Raw genomic sequence first — 21558 nt, forward strand, 5'->3', positions numbered from 1 at the left:
TAGAACGTCTGTTCCGAAATGTTGTGGCGCTTGCATAGATCCTTCACCGGCTCATCCCGGCTCTCGGCCTCGCGCAAGATGCGGATGATCTGCTCGTCGGTAAATCGCTTCTTCATCGAGTCCTCCTTGTCCCTAGGATAAAAGAGAACTCACTTGCCGGATGGCTACAAGAAACGTCTCAGGTCACCCTGACTGACGGCGCATCCCATTCCCCCTTTGTGTCGGCCTGCGACGGGCTGGTGCAGAGGGGCGTATGAATTCGCTGCGCACGTTCTCCCCGTCAACTTTGACAGGGTGGTTACGTATCGATATCGCGTGCTACAGTCCCCGCGGATTTCGTCATAGGAGTTCAGCATGGGATTCGCGTTCATTCGAGAGGGCGATCATACGGACCACGGTGGCACTGTACTGTCATCCGGAGCGATTACTTTTATCGACGGTCGGCCGATTGCGTTTGTTGGCACGATGGTCACCTGCCCGAAGTGCAAGGGGGTATTTCCGATCGTCACCAGCAAGAATCCCGGTATGAGTTTCGATGGTCGGCGAGCGGCATTTCAGGGGGACATGACCGCATGTGGCGCGACACTGATTGCTAGCCAGGGCAATGCCGTTGCGAACGTTCCCGTGGGTTCTGGCGGGACCACGATGTCAGCACGGCATGAGGCCGATGATTCAACGGAGCGATATCGCGGTCGATTCCAGGTCGTCGGCGCGGACGGGCAACCGGCCGCAAATAGCCCGTACAGTTTGCGAACGCCAGAGGGTCAGACCATCAGCGGCACAACCGATGCCGACGGTTACACTCAGTGGCATCACGCAGACTCGCCGGCCTCCCTGATATTTGGTCGGGAGAAGCCTGAATGAGCCATGATGTCCCCGGCGGAATGTCGACCGAAGGTACGACGACTAAGGTGTATCTCGGCGGCGATCTCGATCAACAGGACAAAAAAGTACTCTGCGGAGCGCTTTGCCAATGCAAGAAAGGCCCGAACATCAGCATTGTCGGCGCCCGACTAAAGCAGGCATGCGTGGCGACGAAGCTGAACGCGCTGGATGCTAGGGGCGATAGCATCTACAAGCCTGAAATCAGCTACAACATGAACGAATACCCGCCCGCGCCTATCATGTCGTCGCGAAATCCGCTCGAGCCGCACGGGTTTATTCCGAACTGGATCAAGGCTCACTACCCGGAAGGCTACGTCCCTGGCGTTGGCTGGATTCGACGACCTGATGTCGTGATCGTCAAAGACCCCGGAAAGCCGCCCACGCAAGATAATCTATCCGGCGTGGTCGAAATGAAATTCCCGCCGGACAAACGTGACATCGAGCAGATAGCGGATTACCAAGAAATCGCGGGCCCGCACGCAAAGGTCACGGAACTCGATCCGGCGACCTGTGGCTGCCCCGACGACGGAGGCGAAGAGTCATCCAGTCCGACCGCCGACGCGCTGCGCGACGCCTTCTCGTCGATTGGAAGGCAGGTGAGGAAGCTGCTCAACCAAACCGGAGCTGACCCCGCCCCAGGAGGCGGCATGCCTCCTTCTGTACCCGTTCCAGTTCTCTAACTGACATGACCGACAAAGCATTCATCGAATACGCGAAAGCACATCAGCTCGAAGCGCTGATTCCCGGTGGAGCGCTCGAGCCGACCGACAAGCACGACTATGTTGGTGCTGCCGTCGTTGTGCGTGGCGCACTGTTTTTTCGTAACGCTGCGGACCCTGAAGTACGCCGGGCGATATCGGAGTGCTACGAGCAATATCGCGAGATCGCGAAGGACGAATTGAAATGGCTTTGGCAGGACGGCAAGGAACCCGTCAAGATCAAGGGCGGAAACCTTCCCTCCGGCACATTCACGTCCTACTCCGACAAGGCCGCACTGACCGCATACGTGACATCAGGGGATGCCTCAGCCGACGCTGGGTTCTGGCATTTTCAGGTGTTCGGTCAGCAACGCTGGCGCGAGGCTCGCCCGCATGCAGGTCTGAACACGCTGACATTTTCCACGTCGCTGCTGTACATCGCCGAGAACCCTGCTGCGTTCCAGAAACTGTTCGTAGACTTCGCCCGTCGGCTCAAAGTTGTCAGTGGGTATGCCGGATACGCAGTGAATCTCAGTCTCGCGAAAACGGCAGCAAACGTGCCGACGGAATACCAGCTCGCAAAGCAGATGATTGCACTTGACGTTGGCGAACCGCTACTGCAGGCGGCACGCCTGCGTGACGGCATCAAGACGGTCGGCTGGCTTACTGCGCTCGACAAGGAACTGCTCGACAAGGCTGGCGGGCTCGATACCCTGCGAAACGAACTGCCTCCAAACTGGTACGCGCTCTACGATCTGAACGGCGGCGTTGTGATCCAGGCTGGCCGGCGCCCTGAATCTGGCTCGCCGGCCGACGGCAATGAGAACGGGACGCCCGTTCCGCCACCTAACTACGTGATCCTGAATGCAGCCCTCAAATCGGTGCGCATTCCTTCCGTATGGCAGTTGCAGATCGGCCAGCCAGGCTCGGCATCGCCGTATTTCGCTACGACGGCCGAAAGCGATGACTGGTTGCGACGCTTCGATGTACCTGACGATCAGCTTTTCGAGTACAAGGCGAAGCTACTGCACTTGCCGACACTCGATACCGACTGCACGTTGCCGGAGCGCGTGTGAGCATTAGGGGCTTCGTTGGAGCGGGTGCATTAAAACTGCTCTAGCAAGCCCTCTCGCACGCGGGAAGGGAACTGCGACTTACATTCCTCCCTTCCTGCTACCACTTTTCAAATTGCTGGTGGCGTGACCAGGTCCTTGCTAGGATTGGAGGCGCATAATGACATACTCGAGTGAGTTCTGAATTGAGCGCTAGTCGTCGTGACGGATGACTAATGCGACTCATAACAGTGACGATCAAATGGCCAATTTAATTCTACATTTCCGCAGCGATCATCCGCCCGAGCACCAGAGAAATGATAGACCAGGCAACTCGATTAATCGGCCGAAAGAACACGTCGGCATCTTCAATCTCCCTCGAGGATGCGCTTTGGTTGCTACCCGATAAGTGATGAAAAAATTTATTTCTTACGTCAACGAGGAATCCGAATGACTGTAGAAATGGAATTTCCACAACGCTAGAATTTATTGTGCAGTGTCTGGAATGGACGTTCTTCAGATATTTTTCGTATTTTGTGGAGAATCCACCGTCAAATTTGAATCGATACTTGTGACTGGAAAATACGGGATCTCCGGAGAATAGATATCCTATAAATTTGTCGCAAAATTTTAACTCAGCATCTCCTGATGCTATCAAATTCCTCAAATCATTAAACGCCTTGACATAATTGTTTGCATGGCGCGCATGAAAGAAGGGTAATGCATAGCTCATGTGCTCTAGCGCTCGGTATACATATACGAACGCCGAAAGGTCGTTGCCGGTAGATGAGGCTACAAACGACCTTGCCATCTCATTCAGCAAAACCTCGAAAAAACCCTTATTTGTCCCTGTGGCGCGAAAGAAGCGATCCAGAGATGCGGCGACCGTATACGATAAAAAATTCCCAAATCTATCTTGCTCCCCCAATCCGGGGAAGGCTCGCAAAATGTCGGAATTTATAGTAAACCCATTTATTTTTGGGAAATCAATTACGAAGAAATTATTTGATTGAATCGCGGTTCTGCCTCCGGCGTCGATTTTTACTCCGCCAAGCAGTATTCTAAAAAGAACAAGGGAAGACTGGCTCTTAGGGGTTAGCTGCAATATCTTTGCTCGCCCCTCGTCGCGCAACCGATTCGCATTATCTACGCTGAGATACCCGTTAGAGAACATTCATCAAATCTCCTGGCTAATCTCGTCAAGCATCTCCTCTGAGTCTAGTTTCACCATGCGTGAAATATTTTCGATGAAATGTTGAACCGCTTTTCTGCGGGCATTTCCAAGTTTGATTTTCGAAACGTTGATCCCAGAAAAGGCGTCCTCAAAAACGGAAATTGAGCTTGCGATCTTATCATCGGCTAATTTGCTAATGCGGGAGACCGATTTCCGGGCGCCAGCGCAGAATCCAATGAGGTTGTTTTGGCTCATTATCCAGTCTCTAGTTTCATCTTGATCATAGAGTCGATCTATTTGCGCTACCACGTCCTCAAAGCTGCTCTCAGAAGATGTAATGTCTGAGTTCATAATCTTTGATGCGAGAAGCTCATCCATCTTTTCCTGGATTATTTTATCATTATCGACGTTGACGCTTTCGCTCAAGAACGCAAGGTACGCCTTGATTAGGTCTGCCTTCTTAAATGCGCCTCTCTTTCTCTTTTGACCTGCCACCCTTTTTTCGGCCTGGACGTGCAGCCCAGTGCCGTCAAAGTCATACAAATTTGACGCAACAATTTCGATTTGATGGCGGGCCGTCATTGGCTTTTGGCCGTTATTTAGGGTGATCATTCGGTATAGCAATAAATCCATGGAATGGCAAATCAGGATATTTAGAAATACCGGTCTTTCCAATGGAAATGTGTCGGGTGAGCGCTTGTGTGCGCGATCCATTGTATTAAGCCGCTGCATACCGTCAAGGACAAAGAAATTGCTGATATTTTCAACTACAAATTTCTTTGCCTCGGGTTTGGTTCTTGGTTTGACGGCATCTTCGTCTACAATGGCGAGTGTAATGGGCGGCATAATGCAGCCGCTCACTATGTCCTTTGCCAGTCGTTCGTAAAATCTCGGATTCTGAACTTCGCGCTGAATATCAAGCCTCCCGATCAGGGGGACAAGGTTTTCTAGTGCAAATTCGTAGTCCGCTTGCGCACTAATAAAGGTACTTCTAATAACCTGATCGGATTCAACGCTATGAACAGTCAAACTCATGACCTCTCCCTAAGGAAGTTTGGTAAGGTTGTAAAACGAAGCGCTTGAGGAAGTGATGCGAATGCTATCTGCAGCAACCGACCCGAAAACATAGGTGACGATTGGTGAGGTGTAAGCACATCTCAAACGAAAATAAGACACATCTCACCATTCCCCGTAGCCGTTGGCAAATTGTTGTCGTATCCACGCCGGATCGCGTACGGGTCATGAACTCGACAAACGTTCCCAAATTATCTCTTATCTTCTGTCAAACGTAGGCCCATAATCGCGCGTGACTTTGCACGGTTCCTCTACCTGGTGAAACGCCAGGCAATCCTGGCCACGACGGCTGGGATGTCGAGCCGGCCAGGCACTCTGCGCGGCCCGAGAAAGCACCGCGGCACTTCTTGTCTTGTGACGTCGCACCTCTCCGGCCGGTGCGAGTCGAGTCATTTTGCCTGCTCTGTTTGCATCAGCCCAGAGTGTCGCAAGTTGAACGCTGCGGCACCGCACGCGAAACCCATCTATCTCGCCCCCAACCAGGCGGCAGCGCTTGAGTAATGACCTCGTCGACTGCGCCAATCACCTCGCGCACTTCTTCCGCAGTGACGTTCGTGGTGAACTCAGGAACCGTTTGCATCGCGCGCGCGTAGATGCTCACGGAGTTCGTGATGACACTTCGCTGCATATCGTCGGGCATCGGCTGCCCCGTTCTCACCGTGCCGTGCGCGCCGTGTCGCCCTCGCAACGCGAACAGCTTGTTGTGCGTCCAGGAGCAATACGTCCTATATGCAACGTAGTCGGCAGGCATACCTGCTCTGGCGAACAGGTCTCGTGTGCTGACCTCGGCGTGTCCCGAGCGCAACGCTTCATATCGCGCTTCCGTCTGCGTCCGCATTTCGGCGAGTTGCTGGCGGCGCTCTTCGCTCTCCATGAAGCCCGGCGATTCAGCAAAGTCGCGAAACACCCTGACAAGTTGCAGCGCGTCATTGAACTCAAGCTGATCCAAATACCCATCGTCCGCCAGCAAACATTTCAGATCGACGAGCGCCTCCAGCATCGAACGCAGCAATACGGGCGCGTGTGATTGCAACGGCGTACCCATAAGAAGCATTGCCGCGTTCGCCATCTCCGCAATGGACGCGACAAGCATCCCGGCCGCACGGGTCTGTGTGGTGTCGTCCATCTCCATTCGGGCGAGAATCGTCTCGAACAGTTCGTTCGCTGCGGTGCCCGCCAGCACCAGTCTGTCGTCAATTGGCATATGTGTCCCCCGTAGTACGCGTCGCTCCGAACGCGTCCGCAAACGATACCCCAGCACCTCTACCGGCGCTCACAGTTCTGTCGGATTGCGAGGCACAGGCGAAGAAACGCCGAGACTGCATAACCAAGGTGCATAAAAGTGCATAGAAGAATTGGCCCGTCGGTCGCCGATTGGCCCGCGCTGGGCGGCCCGGAGACGCCAGCGCATGTATGCACAAAAACCGTTCATTTTTACGGGCAGGTGGGGCGGGGTCACAACTGCGCGCGCCGGGGCGCGGGCGGCATCTTCGGGCCTGATTCCGCCCCGCGAATGCCCCTCTGGCGCATCAGGAGACGCACCACGGCCCTCGCTGCCGATCGTTGTAGTTTGCCCGGGGGGCGCGTACTTCCGGCGGCCCTGAGGGCGCGGTATTCCGTCGCGGTCTCGCGTGCTGGACGTAAAAGGTTGCTGGCACTGAATCGTCTTGCGACTCCGCAAGCGGTAGGTTGCGAGAAGTTAGGCAGCGCGCAGCGTGCCAGTGTCCATCGGTTTGACGTTCGCTCCGCTTTGCTGATCGAGATAGTCAGCCCACCATTGCATCATGCGGTGCCGCTCCGGTAGATGCTGCGCGTGGTTATAGGCGGCCCGGATGCTGTTTTGCTCGGTGTGCGCAAGCTGACGCTCAATCCAGTCCGGATTGAAGTCGCGTTCGTTGAGTATGGTCGACGCGAGCCCCCGGAAGCCGTGCCCGGTCATGCGGCCATGAAAGCCCATGCGATACAGCGCGTACAGGATCGTGTTTTCGCTGATGGGCTGTTCCGGGTTGCGCGGGCTAGGCAACAGCCAGCGCTTGTTCGTCGTCGTGTCGCGGATAGCCTGGATGACGGCGAGCGCCTGTCTCGATAGCGGAACGATGTGTGGCTGACGCATCTTCATACGCGGAGCCGGGATGCGCCACTCGGCGCGCTCTAGGTCAAATTATGACCATTCTGCGAAGCGCAGCTCGACGGTGCGGACGAACGTCAGAGAAAGCAGACGCAACGCCAGCTTGGTTCGCTTGTCGCCGTCGTAGTTGTCGATCGCCGTCAGCAGCTCCGGCAATTCTCCTTCGCTGACACGGGCCATGTTCTTAACGGGACGTGTTTTGAGCGCACCGCGCAAATCGGGCGACGGGTCGCGCTCTGCCCTGCCTGTGGCGATCGCGTAGCGAAACACCTGGCCACATGTCTGATGCGTTTTTCGGGAGGTTTCAAGCGGGCCGCGACTCTCGATACGCCGGATCACGGCTAGGAGCTCGGGCGCGGATATTTCAGAGATGGGTCGCCGACCGAGGTGAGGGAACACGTCGTTTTCGAGGCGATCGATGACGCGACGAGAATGGTCGGCGCTCCAAGTGCCGTGCTGCATTTCATGCCATTCGCGGGCTACGGTTTCGAACGTATTCTGGGTGGCAACGATCTGGGCATGACGGGTCATATCGCGCTGCATCGCGGGATCGAGGCCGGCCGCGAGCGTGCGTTTGGCTTCGTCGCGCTTGGCGCGAGCCTCGGCGAGGGAAACGAGCGGATAGTCCCCGAACGTCAGTAGGTTTTCTTTGCCATTGAACCGGTATTTGAGACGCCATTTCTTCGCCCCGCTGGCACGGAGCTCAAGGAACAGGCCGCCGGCGTCGAACAGCTTGTTGCCGGTGCCGCCGGTTGCATAGCGGGCGGTGCGGCATCGGACGTCGGTGAGGGGTGTTGAAAGCATATGTTGGTCCCTGTCGTCGGCTTACCCCCAAATCGGCAAACCGTACCCCCGATCTTACCCCCGATTTTTGGGGCTTTCCCGGTTCCACTTGGGACCTTCCGAAACGAAAAAACCCGCGAAAGCCTAGAGCTGACGCGGGTTTCGGTACTTCCGGGAACCTCCCGGAACTATGTCATGGTGCCCAGGGCCGGAATCGAACCGGCACGCCTTGCGGCGGGGGATTTTGAGTCCCCTGCGTCTACCAATTTCACCACCTGGGCTTTGATCCTGGCCGCGCATGCGATTGTGCGCGGCGAAACGCAAATTATGGCGGAAAACGGGGCACCGGGCAAGCTTTCCGGCGGCTGTCCGTGCTACTGGCTCAAGTAGACGAACTGGCCGTGCTTCACGATCCCCATCACGCTCGCGCGCTGATCGAGCCCCACATGATCCTTGTTGCTGGTGTTGACGACGCCGTTCGGCACGACGAGTTCGTGCGCGCGTTCGAGCTCGCGCCGCAGCGCCGCGCGGAAGGCCGGCGTGCCGGGCTGCGCGGCCTTGAGCGCGCGGCCGACTGCGTCGGCAAGGCGCGGGTACACGCCCGCCGCGTCGCCTGCGAACTGCGTGACGGTGCCGGCGCCGTATTTCGCCTCGTATGCATCGACGAACGCGAGCGCGGCCCTGCGGGCCGGATGGTCGGCCGGCAGCGTACGCGCGACGACGACCGGCTGGGTCGGGAACAGCGTCCCGTCGACGTCCTTGCCGCCGAGCTTGATGAATTCCGGCGTCGCGATCCCGTGTGTCTGGTAGATCGCGCCCTTGTAGCCGCGCTCGATCAGTGTGCGCTGCGGCAGCACGGCCGGCGTGCCCGAGCCCGCGATCAGGATCGCGTCCGGCTTCGCCGCGATCAGCTTCAGCGCCTGGCCGGTGACGCTTGCGTCGGTGCGGTTGAAGCGCTCCGTCGCGATCACGCGGATCTTGCGGACTTCCGCGAAGCGTGTGAATTCATTCAGCCAGCTGTCGCCGTAGCTGTCCGCGAAGCCGATGAAGCCGACCGTCTTCACGCCGTGGTTGGCCATGTAGCGCGTCATCACGTCGGCCATCGCGCTGTCGCTCTGCGCCATCTTGAATGCCCAGGTCCGCGCGCCTTCCTGCGGCTCGACGATCGCGCCGGAGCCGACCAGCGTGATCATCGGCGTCTGCGCGGCCGCCACCGCGTCGAGCGCCGCGAGCGCGGCCGGCGTGATGTTCGGCCCGACCACGACGTCGACTTGATCCTCGTCGACCAGCTTGCGGATGTTACGCACAGCGGCGCCCGGATCGGACGCGTCGTCGAGCACCGTCACCTGCAGCGGCTGTCCGGCGATCGTCTTGGGCCACATCAGGATCGCGTTCTTGCTGGTGATGCCGATCGCGGCGGCCGGGCCGGTCGACGACAGGTCGACGCCGACCTTCAGGTCGGCATGCGCGGCCGCGCAGGCGAGCACGAGGGCGGCGCCGGCGGCGCGGCGCAACAGGGCGGGAGGCGTCATGCGGGATTCTCCGTCGGACAGCAAAAAGGGGCGCGAGATGCGCCCCCGTGGTTATACACGCCGCTCAAAGTTCGTACGATTCGGATTCGCCCTTGAGCGCCTGTTCGATCAGCTTGCGGTTCAGCGTCGGCGACAGCAGTTCGACCAGCGTATATACATAACTGCGCAGGTAGGCGCCCTGCTTGAGTGCGACGCGCGTCACGTTGCTGCCGAACAGGTGGCCGACCGGGATCAGCCGCAGGTTGCGGTCGCGCTCGGGATTGAACGCGATGTCGGCCATGATCCCGACGCCGAGGCCGAGTTCGACGTAGGTCTTGATCACGTCGGCGTCGATCGCCTCGAGCACGATGTCCGGCGACAGCCCGCGCAGCGCGAACGCGTGATTGATCTTCTTGCGGCCCGCGAACGCGTCGTCATACGTAATCAGCGGATACTGCGCCAGATCGTCCAGCGTGACCGGCTTGCGCTCCAGCAGCGGATGGTCGGCCGGCACGACGGCCGCGTGGTGCCACTGAAAGCAGGGCAGCGACACGAGTTCCTTATAGTCGGCGATCGCCTCGGTCGCGATCGCGAGATCGGCCTGGTCGTGGATCACCATCTCGGCGACCTGCGTCGGGCTGCCCTGCAGGATCGACAGATGCACCTTCGGAAAGCGCTTCTTGAATTCGGCGATCGCGGCGGGCAGCGAGTAGCGGGCCTGCGTGTGGGTCGCTGCGATGGTCAGGTTGCCCTGATCCTGCGCTGCATAATCTTTTCCGACCCTTTTTAGGCTTTCGACTTCCTGAAGAATCCGCTCGACCGACGCGAGGATGATCCTGCCCGGCTCGGTCAGCGAGCGCACGCGCTTGCCGTGCCGCGTGAAGATCTCCACGCCGAGCTCGTCCTCGAGCTCGATGATCGCCTTCGATACCCCCGGTTGCGACGTGTAGAGCGCCTTGGCGGCCTCGGTGAGGTTGAAATTCTGCCGGACGGCCTCGCGCACGAAGCGAAATTGGTGCAGGTTCATTTATAACCCTTCCGCATATCAACAGAATTTTTTAGTCGTTTGAAATATAAGGCGAGTTTATTACGATTCACCGGAGTTTTTCAAATATGGATATCTGTTTTCGTCATTAGCAATCCACCCGGCAGCGGATGGGGGCGGTGACGGCGGAACGGAGATTCGGGCGCGACGTGGCTAGGACGTCGCGCGGTCACCACGAAAACCCTGGGGTCCCCGAATGTATCAGTACGACCAGTACGACCAGACGATCGTCGACGAGCGAGTCGCGCAGTACCGCGATCAGGTGCGCCGCCGCCTGTCGGGCGAGTTGAGCGAAGACGAGTTCCGTCCGCTGCGCCTGCAGAACGGCCTGTACATGCAGCGCCACGCGTACATGCACCGCATCGCGATTCCGTACGGCAACCTGCGCAGCGAGCAACTCCGCATGCTGGCGCGCATCGCCCGCGAACACGACCGCGGCTACGGCCACTTCTCGACCCGCTCGAACATCCAGTTCAACTGGGTCCAGCTCGAGGAAACGCCCGAAATCCTCGCGAAGCTCGCGTCGGTGCAGATGCACGCGATCCAGACGTCGGGCAACTGCATCCGTAACATCACGGCCGACCAGTTCGCCGGCGTCGCTCAGGACGAGGAGATCGATCCGCGTCCGTGGTCGGAAATCCTGCGCCAGTGGTCGACGTTCCATCCCGAATTCGCATGGCTGCCGCGCAAGTTCAAGATCGCGGTGTCCGGCTCGAAGCACGATCGCGCGGCCGTGCAGATCCACGACCTCGGCGTGTACCTGAAGAAGAACGCACAGGGCGAAGTGGTCGCGAGCATCCTTGCGGGCGGCGGTCTCGGCCGCACGCCGATCGTCGGCGCGGTGATCAAGGAAGACCTGCCGTGGCAGCACCTGCTGACCTACTGCGAAGCCGTGCTGCGCGTATACAACCGCTACGGTCGCCGTGACAACCTGTACAAGGCGCGTATCAAGATCCTCGTGAAGGCGCTGTCGCCCGCGAAGTTCGCGCAGCAGGTCGAGGAAGAGTGGCAGCACCTGAAGGACGGCCCGTCGACGCTCACGCAGGCCGAACTCGACCGCGTGTCGCAATACTTCAAGCCTCCCGTCTACGAGAAGCTCGCCGACACCGACGCATCGTTCGAACAGCACCTGCTCGAGAACAAGGCGTTCGCGCGCTGGGTCGAGCGCAACGTCGCGCCGCACAAGGTGCCGGGCTATGCCGCCGTCACGCTGTCGCTGAAGGATCACCGCGTGGCCCCGGGCGACGCGACCGACGCGCAGATGGACCTGGTGGCCGACTGGGCCGACGCGTACTCGTTCGGCGAACTGCGCGTGTCGCACGAGCAGAACCTGATCCTCGCCAACGTGAAGAAGCGCGACCTGTTCGCGCTGTGGGAAAAGGCGAAGGCAGCCGGTTTCGCGACGCCGAACATCGGCCTGCTGACCGACATCATCGCGTGCCCGGGCGGCGATTTCTGCTCGCTCGCGAACGCGAAGTCGATCCCGATCGCGCTGGCGATCCAGCAACGTTTCGACGATCTGGACTACGTGTACGACCTCGGCGACCTGTCGCTGAACATTTCCGGTTGCATGAACTCGTGCGGTCACCACCACGTCGGCAACATCGGCATCCTCGGCGTCGACAAGGACGGGGCCGAGTGGTACCAGGTGTCGCTTGGCGGCGAGCAGGGCACGGGCCGCAACGGCGCGCGCCTCGGCCGCGTGATCGGGCCGTCGTTCTCCGCTGAGGAAGTGCCGGACGTGATCGCGAAGCTGATCGACACGTTCGTCGAGGCACGCATCGACGGCGAGCGCTTCATCGACACGTACGACCGCATCGGCATCGCACCGTTCAAGGAGCGCGTGTATGCAGCGCGCCAGGCAGTGAACGCGTAACCAACCGGGTAGAAGGAATTTGCAGATGGCTTCGATTATCAAGAACCGCGCAGTGATCGACGACGCATGGCAGGTCGTGCGCGCGGCGGAAGACGGTGCGCTGCCCGCGGTCGACGCGTTGCCGGCCGGCAAGGTGCTGGTGCCGTTCGCCCTGTGGCAGGCCGAGCGCGCGGCGCTCGTCGCCGCGAAGACGAAGGACGAACTCGGCGTGTGGCTCGCGCCGGACAGCGAGCCGGCCGATCTCGTGGCCGACTTCGGTGCGATCTCGCTGATCGCCGTCGATTTCCCGCGCTTCGCGGACGGCCGCGGCTACAGCATCGCGCGCCTGCTGCGCGAGCGCCACGGCTGGACCGGCGAGCTGCGCGCGATCGGCGACGTGCTGCGCGACCAGTTGCTGTACATGTCGCGCTGCGGCTTCGACGCATTCGCGGTGCGTGCCGACAAGGACATCCGCGACGCGCTGAACGCGTTCGGCGAATTCACGCAGCGTTATCAGGGCGCGTTCGACGAGCCGGCACCGCTGTTCCGCCGCCGCGCCGCCACGGCCGACGCCAAGGTGAACGCATGAGCACCGCGACCGCACTGACGCCGGAACTCGCCGCGAAGGTCGAGCGCCTCGACGCACTGCTCGCGCAGATCGGCGCGCGCCACGAGAGGGTGAAGTTCGCGAGCAGCCTCGCCGCGGAAGACATGCTGCTCACGCACGCGATCCTGTCGAAGGGCGTGTCGATCGGCATCTTCTCGCTGAACACCGGCCGCCTGCACGCGGAAACCCTGGGCATGATCGACCGCGTGCGCGAGCGCTACGGCTACGAGATCGAGCAGTTTCACCCGCGCCAGGACGCGATCGACCAGTACGTCGCCGAGCACGGCCTGAACGCGTTCTACGAAAGCGTCGAGCTGCGCAAGTCGTGCTGCCACATCCGCAAGGTCGAGCCGCTGAACCGCGCGCTGGCCGACGTCGGTGCGTGGGTAACGGGCCAGCGCCGCGAGCAGTCGGTGACGCGTGCCGAGCTGCACGAGGAAGAGCAGGACGAAGCGCGCGGGATCGCGAAGTACAACCCGCTCGCCGACTGGACGGAAGCCGACGTATGGGCGTACCTGAAGGCGTTCGACGTGCCGGTCAACCCGCTGCATGCCCGCGGTTATCCGAGCATCGGCTGCGAGCCGTGTACGCGCGCGATCCGCCCCGGCGAGGACAGCCGGGCGGGCCGCTGGTGGTGGGAGTCGCGCGACACGAAGGAATGCGGGCTGCACATCACGATCACGCCGATTCCCGCGAATGCCGAAACCGGCGCCGCGCACTGAAAGCCGACAAGAAACCGAATATTGCGCCGCCTGCGACAGCGGGCGGCACGAACCCAGAAGAGAAGGACTGAAATCATGAGCACGACGCTCGAGCAATCCGCCTTTGCCCCGCCCACCGGTGCCGACGACCGCATGGGCCACCTCGACTGGCTCGAAGCCGAGTCGATCCACATCCTGCGCGAACTCGTTGCCGAATGCAGCAAGCCGGCGCTGTTGTTCTCGGGCGGCAAGGACTCGGTCGTCGTGCTGCACCTCGCGCTGAAGGCGTTCGGCCTCGGCGCGAACCGCAAGACGACGCTGCCGTTCCCGCTCGTGCACATCGACACGGGCCACAACTACGAGGAAGTGATCGACTTCCGCGACCGTCGTGCGCAAGAGCTCGGCGCCGAGCTGGTGGTCGGCCACGTCGAGGATTCGATCCGGCGCGGCACGGTCGTGCTGCGCCGCGAAACCGATTCGCGCAACGCCGCGCAGGCCGTCACGCTGCTCGAGACGATCGAGCAGCACGGCTACACGGCGCTGATCGGCGGTGCGCGCCGCGACGAAGAGAAGGCGCGCGCGAAGGAGCGGATCTTCTCGTTCCGCGACGAATTCGGCCAGTGGGATCCGAAGGCGCAGCGCCCGGAACTGTGGAGCCTGTTCAACGCACGCCTGCACAAGGGCGAGCACCTGCGCGTGTTCCCGATCTCGAACTGGACCGAGCTCGACGTGTGGCAGTACATCGCGCGCGAGAACCTCGAACTGCCGTCGATCTACTACGCGCACCAGCGCGAGATCGTGCGCCGCAACGGTCTGCTCGTGCCGGTCACGCCGCTCACGCCGATGCGTGACGGCGAGACGAGCGAACTCGCGCAGGTGCGCTTCCGCACGGTCGGCGACATCAGCTGCACGTGCCCGGTCGAGAGCGATGCGGACGACGTCGAGAAGATCATCGCCGAGACGGCGGTGACCGAGATCACCGAACGCGGCGCGACCCGGATGGACGATCAGGCATCCGAAGCCGCGATGGAACAGCGCAAGAAGCAAGGTTATTTCTGAAGCACACGAGGACATTCACATCATGAGCATCATCGAGAACACCGAAGACCTCGGCGTGTTGCGTTTCATCACCGCGGGCAGCGTCGACGACGGCAAGAGCACGCTGATCGGCCGCCTGCTGTACGACAGCAAGGCCGTGCTGTCCGACCAGCTTTCCGCGCTGTCGCGCGCGAAGAACAAGCGCACGGTCGGTGACGAGATCGACCTCGCGCTGCTGACGGACGGGCTCGAAGCCGAGCGCGAGCAGGGCATCACGATCGACGTCGCATACCGCTACTTCGCGACCGCGAAGCGCAAGTTCATCATCGCCGACACGCCGGGCCACGAGCAGTACACGCGCAACATGGTGACGGGCGCATCGACCGCGCATGCGGCGATCATCCTGGTCGACGCGACGCGCGTGACGGTCGAGAACGGCGTTGCGGAACTGCTGCCGCAAACGAAGCGTCACAGCGCGATCGTGAAGCTGCTCGCGCTCCAGCACGTGATCGTCGCGATCAACAAGATGGACCTCGTCGACTACAGCGAAGCGCGCTTCAACGAGATCCGCGATGCGTACGTTGCACTCGCGAAGCAGCTCGGCCTGAAAGACGTGCGTTTCGTGCCGGTGTCGGCGCTGAAGGGCGACAACATCGTCGGCGCGAGCGAGCGCATGCCGTGGTATGCGGGCGAGCCGCTGCTCGACGTGCTCGAATCGCTGCCGGTCGAGACGCAGGCCCATGACGCGCTGCGCTTCCCGGTGCAGTGGGTCGCACGCCAGGACGGCAGCTCGGCCGACGATTTCCGCGGCTACATGGGCCGGATCGAATCGGGCGAGGTGAAGGTCGGCGACGAAATCGTCGTGCTGCCGTCGAACCGCACCGCGACGATCGCGGAGATCGTCGCGCCGGTGCCGGGCGGCACCGCGTCGGTGGCACACGCATTCGCGGGCCAGACCGTGACGATCCGCCTTGACCAGGACGTCGACGTGTCGCGCGGCGACATGTTCGTCACGACCGCCGAGACGGTCGCGCCGGCGAAGAAGCTCGAGGCGGACCTGTGCTGGTTCGACGAGACGCCGCTGTCGCCGCAGCGCAAGTATCTGCTGAAGCAGACCACGAGCACGGTGTTCGCGAAGATCGGCGCGGTCAAGGAAGTGCTCGACGTGCATACGCTGTCGCACGCGACCGACCGCCAGGAACTGAAGATGAACGACATCGGCCGCGTGGCGCTGACGCTGCAGAAGCCGATCGTGTGCGACACGTACGACGCGCACCCGGGCACGGGCGCGTTCGTGCTGATCGACGAGGCGACGCATCATACGGTCGCCGCCGGCATGATCCGGGCGTTCTCGGCATAACTGGCGTTTAGCGCCGCCCGCGCGGGCGGCGCGCGCCGGTTGCCGTCCACGAGCAGGACAAGCGAAGCGACAAACATGGGCAAGGTGTATCTGATCGGAGCAGGGCCGGGCGCTGCGGACCTCATCACGGTGCGTGGCGCGCGGCTGCTCGAGCAAGCCGACGTCGTGCTGCACGACGCGCTCGTCGAGCCGGCGATGCTCGACTATGCGCCGAACGCGCGGAAAATCGCGGTCGGCAAGCGCTGCGGGCAGCGTTCGACCGCGCAGCACTTCATCAACAAGCAGATCGTCGACGCGGCGCGCGAGCATGCGTGCGTCGTGCGCCTGAAGGGCGGCGATCCGATGCTGTTCGGTCGCGCCGAAGAAGAAATGCGCGCGCTCGAGGCGGCCGGCATCGATTACGAGGTCGTGCCGGGCATCACCGCGGCGCTGGCCGGCGCGGCGACGCTGAAGCGCTCGCTGACGTTGCGCGGCGTGTCGCGCAGCGTCGCGTTCGCGACGCACAGCCGCGCACCGGGCAGCGACGAGATTCGCGAGGCCGCGCGTGCCGATTCGATCGTCTACTACATGGGCCGCGACAGCGCGCCGGGCATCGCCCGCGAACTGATCGACGCGGGCCGTGCGCCCGCGACGCCGGTGGCGATCGTCGAGGCCTGCAGCACCGCGCGCGAGCGCACGCTGACGCTCACGCTTGCGCAGATGGCGGCGGGCGACGCGCAGGCGTGGCTCGACCCGGCGGAACCGAGCCTGCTGATGATCGGCGATGCGTTCGCCGAACGCGTGCGGCGCGTGAAAGCGGGCGATGCGCTGCAGGACGCCGCTTGAGTCGAGCGCGTGGTTCGCAGGCGCAAAAAAAGCGCTGGCTTCGGAAGCCAGCGCTTTTTTGTTTGGGCCACCGGTTCGCTTATGCGTCGCGGCCGAGCTGGTCGATGCAGTAGCGTGCGATCGCGTCGAGCACACCGTCGTCTTCCCCGACGGCCGTCGCGCAATGGATCTCGATGCCCGGATGCGCGGCACGGCACGCGTCGACGAGCTGCGGCAGGTCGCGGCGCACATGGCCGCCCTGGCCGAAGAACACGGGCACCACGGTGATGCGCGTGCAGCCGGCCGCGACCTGCGCGGCAACGGCCGTATCGAGCGACGGCGTCATCAGCTCGAGAAACGCGAGCGACACGTGCGGGGCAGGGGAGCCGGCCGCGCGCAGCCGTGCGGCGAGCCGCTCGAACGGCTCGGCCCAGCGCGGATCGCGTGCGCCGTGGCCGAACAGGACGATGCCGTGCGAATTCATGTCGAAGCCTCCGTCGTGACGGCGCTCAGTGCCGGTCGACCCACTTGAGCGCGAACAGGCCGAGCGCGAGATAGATGAGGCCCGGTGTCGCCGCGGTCAGCGGCGCGGGCCACGTGTTCAGCGTGCCGATGTGCGAGAACAGCGTGTTCAGCAGCTGGAAGCTCATGCCGAGCATGATGCCGCCGAACACCTTCACGCCGACCACGCCGGCGCGCGTATGCAGGTACGCGAACGGCAGCGACAGCACGAGCATCACGAACACCGCGAACGGGTAGAGCAGCTTGCGCCACAGCGCGATGTCGTAGCGCTGCGTGTCCTGCTGGTTTTCGCGCAAGTGCTGGATGTAGCGGAACAGGTTGATGAGCGACATCCGTTCCGGCGACACGAGCAGCACCGACAGGATCTGCGGCGTCAGGTCCGAGCGCAGCCGGTATTCGGGCAGCATCACCTGCTGCGACCGGTATACGGGGTTCAGCGCGTCGGCCGGTGCGCCGCTGACCGGCTTGATCGGCGTCAGTTCGGTTTCCGTCACGCCCTTGAGCAGCCAGTGGCCGGGCGGCTCGTAGCGGCCGGTCTGCGCGATCCGCACGTTTTGCAGCTGGAATTTCGAGTCGAATTCGTAGATGCGCACGTTGCTGATCGTCGAATCGGGCGACAGGCTGCCGACGTTGACGAAGCGCGTGACCTGCTCGCCGTTCTCGCGGGCCGCGAGCGTGTCCTTCACCCACACGCCCGACTGGAAGTTCGACGACACCGACGCGCCGAGCGCCTGCAGCCGCACGCGTTCGGACAGCTGGTCGGCGTACGGGCCGACGAATTCGCCGATCAGGTAGGTGATGATCACGAGCGGAATGCCGATCTTCAGCAGCGAGCGCAGCGCCTGGTTGGTCGCGAGGCCCGACACGCGAAAGATCGTGAATTCCGAGTTCGCCGCCATTTGCGCGAACACGTAGATCGCGCTGATCAGCGCGGCGACCGGGATGATCTCGTAGAAGCGCGACGGGGTTTGCAGCGCGACGCGCAGCACCGCGTAGCCGAACTTGTAGTTGCCGTGCCCGACCGAGTTCAGTTCGCTGATCAGGTCGAAGAAGAAGAACAGGCCCGAGAACGCGAACAGGATGAAGACGAACGTGACGTAGATCTGCCGCGCGAAGTATTTTTCATAGAGCCGCATCGATCATGCTCCCGAGCGGCCGAACAGCGCGCGTGTAAACAGCGGACGATTGCGCACGCGCAACCAGAAGATGAACGCGATGATCGCCGAGACGACCAGGTGCAGGCCGACGAGGCCGACGCCGAACGACATCTTGCCTTGCTCGATCTGCGCCTGCACGACGTTCAGCAGGTTCGAGTACGTGAGGTAGATCAGCACGGCCATCACGAGGTTGATCGTGCGGCTGCGGCGCGGGTTCTGGTACGACAGCGGAATGCCGAGCACCATCAGGTTGATGGCGATCAGCGGCAGCCCCGCGCGCCACGCGAATTCCGCGAGGTTGTCGCGCGTCGGGTTGCGCAGCAGGTCGGGCGTCGGCGTGCTGTTGGTGGTCGGTACGTTGGTGACCGGCGTGCTCGTGATCTTCACGCCGTAGCGCTGGAACTCCATGATCTTGAAGTTCGGCTGGCCGGGCGTGCCGTCGTAGCGGCGGCCGTCCTCCAGTACGACGAAGCGATCGCCGTCCTTCGTTTCCGTGTGGCCCGTGTGCGATACCACGACGTTGACCTTGCCGTTCTCGGTCGACGTGACGAACACGTTCTGCACCTTGCTCTGGTCCGGCGACATCTTCTCGATGAAGAACACGCGATGGTTCGACGCCGATTCGCGGAACTGGCCCGGCGCGAGCAGCGAGATCTCGTCGCGCTGCTGGAAGCGCGCCTTGATCATCTTGCTCTGCTGGTTCGACCACGGCCAGCCGACGAATGCGAAGAATGCGATCAGCAGGACGATCGGCGTGGCGAACACGCCGATCGGCTTGATCAGGCGCGTGAGGCTCACGCCCGACGCGAGCCAGACGACCATTTCGGAATCCCGGTACCACCGGGTCAGCACGAACAGGATCGACACGAACAGCGTGACGACGAGCATCACGGCGAGATAGCCGATCACGGTCAGGCCGATCAGCACGAGCACGTCGCGCGGATCGATTTCGCCGGACGCGGCATAGCCGACGATGCGGATCATCATCGTCGTGAGCATGATCGTGAGCAGCACCATGAACACGGCGCCAGCCGTATACGCAAGCTCGCGCTGGAGGGAGCGTTCGAAGATCATTCTTGATGAGAAGAGGGCGGGAGGCTGCGCACGCGTGGTGGAGCGCTCGCGCCGCCACGGGAAAAATAGCGGATAATTGCGGCTTTCATCCTTAGCCCAGATTTTATCCGAGGACAAGCGCGATGGACTTTAGCATAAAAGGCTGTGATTGGAGCAAAGGCGAGGCCAAGGGGTTCCTGACCGGGAAGTCCGACTGCATCGTGCTCGGCATCTTCGAGGCGCAGACTCTCTCGGGCGCGGCGCTCGACATCGACACGGCCACCAAGGGGCTGATCTCGCGCGTGGTGAAGGCCGGCGACATGGACGGCAAGCGCGGCAAGACGCTGTTCCTGCCCGAGGTATCGGGCATCGGCGCGTCGCGCGTGCTGCTCGTCGGCCTCGGCAAGCAGGATGCTTTCAATCAGAAAGCCTACAACGACGCGGCGACGGCCGCATGGCGCGCGCTGCTGGCGACCAAGGTGGTCCAGGCCACGTTCTCGCTCGCGCAACTGCCGGTCGACGAGCGCGGCTCCGACTGGGGCGTGCGTGCGGCGATTCTCGCGCTGCGCAACGAGACCTACCGCTTCATGCAGATGAAGAGCAAGCCGGAACCGGCGTCGCATGCGCTCAAGCGCGTCGTGTTCAGCGTCAATCCGGCCGATGAAAAGGCGGCGAAGCTGGCGGTCAAGCAGGCCGTCGCGCTGTCGAACGGGATGGACCTCACGCGCGACCTGGGCAACCTGCCCGGCAACGTGTGCACGCCGACCTATCTCGGCAATACCGCGAAGAAGATCGCGAAGGATTGGGGTCTGAAGGTCGAGGTGCTCGGCCTGAAGCAGATCCAGGCGCTCAAGATGGGCTCGTTCCTGTCGGTCGCGCGCGCGTCGGTCGAGCCGCCGCAGTTCATCGTGCTGCATTACCAGGGCGCCGCCGCGAAGGCCGCGCCGGTCGTGCTGGTCGGCAAGGGCATCACGTTCGACACGGGCGGCATCTCGCTGAAGCCGGGCGAGGGCATGGACGAGATGAAGTACGACATGTGCGGCGCGGGCTCGGTGCTCGGCACGATGCGTGCGGTCGCCGAAATGGGCCTGAAGATCAACGTCGTCGCGATCGTGCCGACCTGCGAGAACATGCCGGGTGGCAACGCGACGAAGCCGGGCGACATCGTCACCAGCATGAAGGGGCTGACGATCGAGGTGCTCAACACCGACGCCGAGGGCCGCCTGATCCTGTGCGACGCGCTCACTTATGCCGAACGCTTCAAGCCGGCGGCCGTGATCGACGTGGCGACGCTGACGGGCGCTTGCGTGATCGCGCTCGGCGGGCACAACAGCGGCCTGTTCTCGACGGACGATGCACTCGCGGGCGAGCTGCTCGACGCCTCGCGCGAAGCGAACGATCCGGCGTGGCGCATGCCGCTCGACGACGAATACCAGGATCAGCTGAAGTCGAATTTCGCGGACATCGCGAACATCGGCGGGCGTCCGGCCGGCGCCGTGACGGCGGCGTGCTTCCTGTCGCGCTTCACCGACAGCTATCCTTGGGCGCACCTGGACATCGCCGGCACGGCATGGAAGGGCGGCGCGGCGAAGGGCGCGACCGGCCGTCCGGTGCCGCTGCTCGCGCAGTTCCTGATCGACCGCGCCGGCCAGTGATGGCAGGTCTCACGACGATGCGGGTGCGCGGGCAATGACGCGAATCGATTTCCATTCGAACGTCGGCGATTCGCTCGCGTACGCATGCCGGCTGCTGCGCAAGGCCTACCAGGCCGGGCAGCCGGTCGTCGTGCTCGCGGAACCCGCGCGCTTGCGCGCGCTCGACGAGCGGCTCTGGACGTTCTCGCCGCTCGATTTCATTCCGCACTGCGGCGTCGACAGCGCGCACGCGGCCAACACGCCGATCGTGCTGACCGCTGATCTCGACCAGGCGCCGCATCACCACGTGCTGCTGAACCTCGGCGCGGCCGTGCCCGCGCAGTTCGCGCGCTTCGAACGCCTGCTCGAGGTGGTCGGCAATGCGCCGGACGAACTGGCCGCGGGCCGCGAACGCTACCGCTTCTACCGCGATCGCGGATACGCGCTGAACAACTACAAGCAAGGCAGCTAGCCGAA

21 protein-coding genes, 1 tRNA gene and 1 pseudogene are annotated in these 21558 nt (G+C 62.3%); 11 read left to right on the plus strand and 12 right to left on the minus strand.

Going from position 1 to position 21558, the window contains the following annotated elements:
* The coding region (locus WS75_RS10445; protein WP_059680422.1) for a transposase at positions 1–116 on the minus strand (116 nt) is incomplete at its 3' end.
* Between the two features lie 238 nt (positions 117–354).
* Here WS75_RS10445 and WS75_RS31850 point away from each other — a divergent pair.
* Genes WS75_RS31850 through WS75_RS10455 form a run of 3 tightly spaced genes read left to right on the plus strand, consistent with a single transcriptional unit; the run spans position 355 to position 2659 of the window.
* Positions 355–864 carry a PAAR domain-containing protein gene (locus WS75_RS31850; protein ID WP_082729558.1) on the plus strand — a complete coding sequence of 170 codons (510 nt, stop codon included), beginning with the start codon at positions 355–357 and terminating at the stop codon, positions 862–864.
* On the plus strand, positions 861–1565 hold the full coding sequence (locus WS75_RS10450) for a VRR-NUC domain-containing protein (RefSeq protein WP_059680423.1): 705 nt from the start codon (positions 861–863) through the stop codon (positions 1563–1565). Before WS75_RS31850 ends, WS75_RS10450 begins: the two co-directional genes overlap by 4 nt.
* A 5-nt stretch (positions 1566–1570) precedes the next feature.
* Entirely contained in the window at positions 1571–2659 is a 1089-nt protein-coding gene (locus tag WS75_RS10455; RefSeq protein ID WP_059680424.1) for a type VI immunity family protein, read from the plus strand.
* 253 nt (positions 2660–2912) lie between these two features.
* On the opposite strand, the gene WS75_RS33495 is transcribed toward WS75_RS10455, so the two are convergent.
* The 8 genes and pseudogenes from WS75_RS33495 to WS75_RS10490 form a co-directional block, all read right to left on the minus strand.
* Entirely contained in the window at positions 2913–3809 is an 897-nt protein-coding gene (locus tag WS75_RS33495) for a hypothetical protein (RefSeq protein WP_156429755.1), read from the minus strand.
* A 3-nt stretch (positions 3810–3812) separates the two neighbouring features.
* On the minus strand, positions 3813–4844 hold the full coding sequence (locus WS75_RS33500; protein ID WP_156429756.1) for a hypothetical protein: 1032 nt from the start codon (positions 4842–4844) through the stop codon (positions 3813–3815).
* A gap of 451 nt (positions 4845–5295) precedes the next feature.
* Positions 5296–6087, minus strand: a complete 792-nt coding sequence (locus tag WS75_RS10470) for a DUF5677 domain-containing protein (RefSeq protein WP_059680427.1) — start codon at positions 6085–6087, stop codon at positions 5296–5298.
* 495 nt (positions 6088–6582) lie between these two features.
* Positions 6583–7029 (minus strand): annotated as a pseudogene (locus WS75_RS34895) (tyrosine-type recombinase/integrase); the annotation flags it as partial.
* Between the two features lie 15 nt (positions 7030–7044).
* On the minus strand, positions 7045–7815 hold the full coding sequence (locus WS75_RS34900) for a tyrosine-type recombinase/integrase (protein ID WP_306453402.1): 771 nt from the start codon (positions 7813–7815) through the stop codon (positions 7045–7047).
* Between the two features lie 175 nt (positions 7816–7990).
* Positions 7991–8075 (minus strand) — tRNA-Leu (locus WS75_RS10480).
* Between the two features lie 93 nt (positions 8076–8168).
* Positions 8169–9326, minus strand: a complete 1158-nt coding sequence (locus tag WS75_RS10485; protein WP_059680428.1) for an ABC transporter substrate-binding protein — start codon at positions 9324–9326, stop codon at positions 8169–8171.
* A 64-nt stretch (positions 9327–9390) separates the two neighbouring features.
* Positions 9391–10332: a CysB family HTH-type transcriptional regulator gene (locus WS75_RS10490; protein WP_009689198.1), complete on the minus strand. Its 942-nt coding sequence runs from the start codon at positions 10330–10332 to the stop codon at positions 9391–9393.
* A 214-nt stretch (positions 10333–10546) separates the two neighbouring features.
* Here WS75_RS10490 and WS75_RS10495 point away from each other — a divergent pair, with 214 nt between their 5' ends.
* From WS75_RS10495 to cobA, 6 genes are all read left to right on the plus strand, one after another.
* The gene (locus WS75_RS10495) at positions 10547–12226 is read left to right on the plus strand and encodes a nitrite/sulfite reductase (RefSeq protein ID WP_059680429.1); all 1680 of its coding nucleotides are present in this window, start codon (positions 10547–10549) and stop codon (positions 12224–12226) included.
* Positions 12227–12251: 25 nt separating this feature from the next.
* Positions 12252–12794 (plus strand): DUF934 domain-containing protein, encoded by a 543-nt coding sequence (locus WS75_RS10500; RefSeq protein ID WP_059680430.1) that lies wholly within the window; start codon positions 12252–12254, stop codon positions 12792–12794.
* On the plus strand, positions 12791–13534 hold the full coding sequence (locus tag WS75_RS10505; RefSeq protein WP_059680431.1) for a phosphoadenylyl-sulfate reductase: 744 nt from the start codon (positions 12791–12793) through the stop codon (positions 13532–13534). The genes WS75_RS10500 and WS75_RS10505 overlap by 4 nt, the downstream gene beginning before the upstream one ends.
* Positions 13535–13609: 75 nt before the next feature.
* A complete protein-coding gene (cysD, locus tag WS75_RS10510; RefSeq protein ID WP_059603846.1) occupies positions 13610–14572 on the plus strand; it encodes a sulfate adenylyltransferase subunit CysD in 963 nt (320 codons plus the stop codon).
* A 22-nt stretch (positions 14573–14594) separates the two neighbouring features.
* On the plus strand, positions 14595–15911 hold the full coding sequence (locus tag WS75_RS10515; protein ID WP_059680432.1) for a sulfate adenylyltransferase subunit 1: 1317 nt from the start codon (positions 14595–14597) through the stop codon (positions 15909–15911).
* A 75-nt stretch (positions 15912–15986) separates the two neighbouring features.
* Positions 15987–16736 carry a uroporphyrinogen-III C-methyltransferase gene (cobA, locus tag WS75_RS10520; protein ID WP_059680433.1) on the plus strand — a complete coding sequence of 250 codons (750 nt, stop codon included), beginning with the start codon at positions 15987–15989 and terminating at the stop codon, positions 16734–16736.
* 79 nt (positions 16737–16815) lie between these two features.
* Here cobA and WS75_RS10525 read toward each other — a convergent pair whose 3' ends face one another.
* Genes WS75_RS10525 through lptF form a run of 3 tightly spaced genes read right to left on the minus strand, consistent with a single transcriptional unit; the run spans position 16816 to position 19468 of the window.
* Positions 16816–17199, minus strand: coding sequence for a sirohydrochlorin chelatase (locus tag WS75_RS10525; protein ID WP_059680434.1), 384 nt, complete (start codon positions 17197–17199; stop codon positions 16816–16818).
* Between the two features lie 25 nt (positions 17200–17224).
* The gene (lptG, locus tag WS75_RS10530; RefSeq protein WP_059680435.1) at positions 17225–18373 is read right to left on the minus strand and encodes an LPS export ABC transporter permease LptG; all 1149 of its coding nucleotides are present in this window, start codon (positions 18371–18373) and stop codon (positions 17225–17227) included.
* A 3-nt stretch (positions 18374–18376) separates the two neighbouring features.
* Entirely contained in the window at positions 18377–19468 is a 1092-nt protein-coding gene (gene lptF / locus WS75_RS10535; RefSeq protein ID WP_059680436.1) for an LPS export ABC transporter permease LptF, read from the minus strand.
* A 122-nt stretch (positions 19469–19590) separates the two neighbouring features.
* Between lptF and WS75_RS10540 the strand changes: the two genes are divergently transcribed.
* The gene (locus WS75_RS10540; protein WP_059680437.1) at positions 19591–21102 is read left to right on the plus strand and encodes a leucyl aminopeptidase; all 1512 of its coding nucleotides are present in this window, start codon (positions 19591–19593) and stop codon (positions 21100–21102) included.
* A 34-nt stretch (positions 21103–21136) separates the two neighbouring features.
* Positions 21137–21553: a DNA polymerase III subunit chi gene (locus WS75_RS10545; protein ID WP_059680438.1), complete on the plus strand. Its 417-nt coding sequence runs from the start codon at positions 21137–21139 to the stop codon at positions 21551–21553.
* Positions 21554–21558 lie beyond the last annotated feature (5 nt).

This window comes from Burkholderia sp. FL-7-2-10-S1-D7, from assembly GCF_001524185.1.
In the GTDB taxonomy this organism is placed as follows: Bacteria; Pseudomonadota; Gammaproteobacteria; order Burkholderiales; family Burkholderiaceae; genus Burkholderia; species Burkholderia diffusa.

Bases quoted from the DNA above. Each gene is read 5' to 3' on its own strand.
- WS75_RS31850 (WP_082729558.1), top strand. From the start codon at position 355: ATGGGATTCGCGTTCATTCGAGAGGGCGATCATACGGACCACGGTGGC.
- WS75_RS10450 (WP_059680423.1), top strand. From the start codon at position 861: ATGAGCCATGATGTCCCCGGCGGAATGTCGACCGAAGGTACGACGACT.
- WS75_RS10455 (WP_059680424.1), top strand. From the start codon at position 1,571: ATGACCGACAAAGCATTCATCGAATACGCGAAAGCACATCAGCTCGAA.
- WS75_RS33495 (WP_156429755.1), bottom strand. From the start codon at position 3,809: ATGTTCTCTAACGGGTATCTCAGCGTAGATAATGCGAATCGGTTGCGC.
- WS75_RS33500 (WP_156429756.1), bottom strand. From the start codon at position 4,844: ATGAGTTTGACTGTTCATAGCGTTGAATCCGATCAGGTTATTAGAAGT.
- WS75_RS10470 (WP_059680427.1), bottom strand. From the start codon at position 6,087: ATGCCAATTGACGACAGACTGGTGCTGGCGGGCACCGCAGCGAACGAA.
- WS75_RS34900 (WP_306453402.1), bottom strand. From the start codon at position 7,815: ATGCTTTCAACACCCCTCACCGACGTCCGATGCCGCACCGCCCGCTAT.
- WS75_RS10485 (WP_059680428.1), bottom strand. From the start codon at position 9,326: ATGACGCCTCCCGCCCTGTTGCGCCGCGCCGCCGGCGCCGCCCTCGTG.
- WS75_RS10490 (WP_009689198.1), bottom strand. From the start codon at position 10,332: ATGAACCTGCACCAATTTCGCTTCGTGCGCGAGGCCGTCCGGCAGAAT.
- WS75_RS10495 (WP_059680429.1), top strand. From the start codon at position 10,547: ATGTATCAGTACGACCAGTACGACCAGACGATCGTCGACGAGCGAGTC.
- WS75_RS10500 (WP_059680430.1), top strand. From the start codon at position 12,252: ATGGCTTCGATTATCAAGAACCGCGCAGTGATCGACGACGCATGGCAG.
- WS75_RS10505 (WP_059680431.1), top strand. From the start codon at position 12,791: ATGAGCACCGCGACCGCACTGACGCCGGAACTCGCCGCGAAGGTCGAG.
- cysD (WP_059603846.1), top strand. From the start codon at position 13,610: ATGAGCACGACGCTCGAGCAATCCGCCTTTGCCCCGCCCACCGGTGCC.
- WS75_RS10515 (WP_059680432.1), top strand. From the start codon at position 14,595: ATGAGCATCATCGAGAACACCGAAGACCTCGGCGTGTTGCGTTTCATC.
- cobA (WP_059680433.1), top strand. From the start codon at position 15,987: ATGGGCAAGGTGTATCTGATCGGAGCAGGGCCGGGCGCTGCGGACCTC.
- WS75_RS10525 (WP_059680434.1), bottom strand. From the start codon at position 17,199: ATGAATTCGCACGGCATCGTCCTGTTCGGCCACGGCGCACGCGATCCG.
- lptG (WP_059680435.1), bottom strand. From the start codon at position 18,373: ATGCGGCTCTATGAAAAATACTTCGCGCGGCAGATCTACGTCACGTTC.
- lptF (WP_059680436.1), bottom strand. From the start codon at position 19,468: ATGATCTTCGAACGCTCCCTCCAGCGCGAGCTTGCGTATACGGCTGGC.
- WS75_RS10540 (WP_059680437.1), top strand. From the start codon at position 19,591: ATGGACTTTAGCATAAAAGGCTGTGATTGGAGCAAAGGCGAGGCCAAG.
- WS75_RS10545 (WP_059680438.1), top strand. From the start codon at position 21,137: ATGACGCGAATCGATTTCCATTCGAACGTCGGCGATTCGCTCGCGTAC.